The organism is Haloferax sp. s1 (assembly GCF_058382125.1).
Window position 1 is genome coordinate 1 of the sequence record NZ_JBZRPK010000132.1, and the last position, 1,254, is coordinate 1,254.

A 1,254-nucleotide genomic window follows, 5' to 3' on the forward strand; every position below is an offset into this window, starting at 1 on the left:
GTTCCTGCGATGGAGATGATGGGCGTCCCGACCGGGAAGGCGAAGGGAATCGACGAACTCCCTGGGACGCATCTCGGCCGGAAGACGAGTGCCGACGCCTTCTTCGACGCGTTTGTCGTCGACGACGGCGCTCGATTCGATGTCGACGGTTCGTACGTCTACGTCTCGGCCCGAACCCCGCACAACGGGTTCATCCTGCCGATGATGGGTATCCGCGCAACCGTCGAGCGGGGCGGAACGACCGTCGTCGACGGCGACCGACTCCGGCCGACGCTCGACCCCGAAATCGGGTATCACTACGGGCTCGCGGCCGACACTGTCGAATCCGGAGACACCGTGACGCTCGAAGTCGACGTTCCACCGCAGGTCGCCCGTCACGACGGCTACGAGACTGCATTCTGGTCGTTCGACACGATGCAGTTCGATATCTGACCGCACCGCCACCGTAAGCAACAGCCTAACAGAAACGTTCAGAACCCACTGTCCCCGAACTTTGCGTGACTCTCGGATGACCACAGACACCGACGCGACACGTGACCGCCACGTCTGCGAGACGTGTAGCGAGGCGTATCCGACAGCGCGCCTGCTGGTCCTCCACCGCGGTGCGAGACACCCCGACGTGCTCGACGCGGACGAGGTCGAGGCGTACCGCGAGGCCTACTACGAGGAGGAACGCGAGCTGAAATCCTTCCGAATCCGTGCGCTCGGCGTGCTCGTATTGCTGTACTTCGGATTCCTCATGCTGTTTATCGTCTTCGCATCATGATTCGCCCGTCCACACTCCGACGATTCGGCCTCGGCGTGTTCCTCGCCAGCCTCCTTGCTATCGTCGCCGACCCGGCTGCCGCGAGCAACGCCGCCGTCGGTCTCGCTGGCGCTTCACAGGACAACCTTTCGGTCCCTCGGTGGCTCTATCTTGCCACCGGCGGCGCGACGGTTGGTGCCTCCGCGCTCCTTGCGAGTTTCGTCACCGACCGTCGGTTCATCGAGCGAGTCCACCGCTGGCGAACCACGACCGGGTTCTCTGATAGTCTCGTGCGCGCGCTCCGCGCTGCTGGCGGTCTGCTCGGCATCGCACTGCTCGCACTCGTCGTGTACCTCGGCTACACGGGTCCACAAGTGCCGACGGTCAGTTTCGCTATTATCGTCGTCTTCGCCGGTCTCCGAGCCGGCTACACGATGTTCTCCTACCTCGTCGCCGACACGTGGCGCGCGCTCAACCCGTGGCGCACCGTCGCCGCCGCGGTCCCCAAC

The 1,254-nt window shown here is 64.4% G+C and carries 2 protein-coding genes and 1 pseudogene; all 3 read left to right on the forward strand.

What is annotated here, in order from left to right:
* Positions 1-432, forward strand: a 432-nt coding sequence (locus QT222_RS00945; protein WP_491476006.1) for a DUF7350 domain-containing protein, incomplete at its 5' end; no start/stop codon positions are given.
* 76 nt (positions 433-508) lie between these two features.
* A complete protein-coding gene (locus QT222_RS00950; protein ID WP_004060848.1) occupies positions 509-766 on the forward strand; it encodes a hypothetical protein in 258 nt (85 codons plus the stop codon).
* Positions 763-1,254, forward strand: a pseudogene (locus QT222_RS00955) (hypothetical protein); the annotation flags it as partial. The gene QT222_RS00950 and the pseudogene QT222_RS00955, both read left to right, overlap by 4 nt.